Genomic DNA, 1,839 nt, shown 5'->3' on the forward strand with positions numbered 1-1,839 from the left:
AAAGCCCTTAAAAGAAGCCTATAAAACAGCTCTACTAAAATTAAGTAAAAACCCTTATATCGGTCAGCCAAAACGTGGTGACCTAACCGGTATTTATGGCTTTGATGTGAACTATAACGGTATTAATTATGAAGTTGCTTATACAATCAGCGAAGTTGACGGTAAAAAGATTGTAGTGCTTCTTGCCGGAACCCGTGAAAACTTTTATGAACAGCTAAAAAGATATATTAAATAGCTCTCTAAAAGAGGGCTATTTTGCTTTATACCCCCGCCCTTGAATTTTGCGAATTCTTGCGCGAGACCCCGCCGCCGTTCCAGGCACACCTGGCTTTAGAAAATTAGACCCCCCTCATAACCCTCTAACGTGCATATAAAACTATTTACTGCATATACTACTTTTTGAAAGTTATTGCAATGCTAATATCACTACATTAGCTTTACAGTGCAAGGGATATCTGCTATAATATTTATATAAACTATGAAAAGGAGGCGATCCCCTTGGCCAAAAAAACATCTAGTGTTAGCTTTAGAATCGATGCCGATATTAAAAAACAGGCGGATGAACTATTTGCAAAGCTTGGACTCAATATGACTACAGCCTTCAATATTTTTCTACGCCAATCAATAAGAGAAGGCCGTATTCCCTTTGATATCACTCTAAATACCCCTAATGCTGTGACAGTCGCCGCTCTACTTGAAGCAGAGCAAATTGCTAATAACTCAGATGCTAAACGTTATTCTGATGTCGAGGAAGCGCTGCGGGAGTTAAAATCATGAGCCGCCAGATTTTATGGACAACACAATTTAAAAAGGATTATAAGCTTGCGGAAAAACGTGGGCTTAATATTACCCTATTAGATGATTGTATCCGCATGCTTGCGACCGGAGAAAAGTTGCCACCCGAATTCCGTGACCATAACCTTTCCGGCAGATGGAGTGGTTATCGTGAGTGCCATATTCAGCCTGACTGGCTTTTGATTTACCGTATTGATGTTAATAATTTAATTCTTGTTTTAGTTCGAACCGGTAGCCATAGCGATTTGTTTTAGCCTTGCCTCTACCTGGTGCATAAGGTGCACTATTATCTGTAACCATACACAGCACCCTTCTTGCCACAGCATCCCTCTCCGGAAGTCTTGCGGTCATGGCAGGACTTGCAAAGGGATTGTATATTATTCTCATCCCAGAACAGTTCCAGCCTACCTTCGTGGGGGATGATATGGTCCACCACTGTTGCCGGGGTAAAGCGTCCTCTTCGTTCGCACTCCACACACAGTGGATGCTTCAACAGATGCCGCTTTCTTAATCGCTGCCAGCGGCTGTTGTTGTAGAGCTTCCTGTAAGGTCTATTGGTTCTGTTGTACTCCCTATCTGTTTTCTTTTGATGCGCCGGGCAATACCTATCCTCGGTTAGTTCTGGACAACCGGGATAGCGGCAGGGCATCTTTGGTTTTCTGGGCATTCCCATTCACCTTCTTTCACCACAGGCACACCCTGACCACGATATCCGAGTATGCTTGTCGCCATCGGCAGATACATTTAATAAGGCTTTATGATATTTGCTTTCAGGGTTGCTGCACTCATACGCCTTCCATCTGCTTTCGCTTACATATTCATCTACCTTGGCAAAGCAACAGGATATACACCTGATACTTTTATTTGTTTTTATAGGGCACCTCCTAAAAAAGGGCATAGAAAAAGCCCTGAGAGCAAAAGCCCCAGAGCTAAGATTTGATCCGAATTTAATTATATAATAAAAATACGAGATGGTGCGGGCACCTTCTCGCTAAAAACCATAAAGGTTTTTGTTCATCGTTAGTATTTACTATACACATAGGT

At 42.2% G+C, this 1,839-nt stretch carries 4 protein-coding genes; 3 read left to right on the top strand and 1 reads right to left on the bottom strand.

The features are described from left to right. From BUC45_RS07740 to BUC45_RS07750, 3 genes are all read left to right on the top strand, one after another. Positions 1-235: type II toxin-antitoxin system RelE/ParE family toxin (locus BUC45_RS07740; RefSeq protein WP_296971408.1), on the top strand; the 235-nt coding region annotated here is incomplete at its 5' end. Between the two features lie 263 nt (positions 236-498). Beyond that, positions 499-777: a type II toxin-antitoxin system RelB/DinJ family antitoxin gene (locus tag BUC45_RS07745; RefSeq protein ID WP_013779414.1), complete on the top strand. Its 279-nt coding sequence runs from the start codon at positions 499-501 to the stop codon at positions 775-777. Beyond that, a complete protein-coding gene (locus tag BUC45_RS07750; protein ID WP_296971410.1) occupies positions 774-1,049 on the top strand; it encodes a type II toxin-antitoxin system YafQ family toxin in 276 nt (91 codons plus the stop codon). The genes BUC45_RS07745 and BUC45_RS07750 overlap by 4 nt, the downstream gene beginning before the upstream one ends. Before the next feature lie 32 nt (positions 1,050-1,081). Here the strand turns inward: BUC45_RS07750 and BUC45_RS07755 are convergent, their stop codons facing one another. Continuing rightward, a complete protein-coding gene (locus BUC45_RS07755; RefSeq protein ID WP_296971412.1) occupies positions 1,082-1,462 on the bottom strand; it encodes an HNH endonuclease signature motif containing protein in 381 nt (126 codons plus the stop codon). Positions 1,463-1,839: the final 377 nt, after the last annotated feature.

Origin of the sequence: Tepidanaerobacter sp. EBM-38 (genome assembly GCA_001896545.1) — a bacterium.
Classification (GTDB): Bacteria; Bacillota; Thermosediminibacteria; order Thermosediminibacterales; family Tepidanaerobacteraceae; genus Tepidanaerobacter.

Coding starts and splice junctions, on each gene's coding strand:
- BUC45_RS07755 (WP_296971412.1), bottom strand. CDS start 1,462: ATGCCCAGAAAACCAAAGATGCCCTGCCGCTATCCCGGTTGTCCAGAA.
- BUC45_RS07750 (WP_296971410.1), top strand. CDS start 774: ATGAGCCGCCAGATTTTATGGACAACACAATTTAAAAAGGATTATAAG.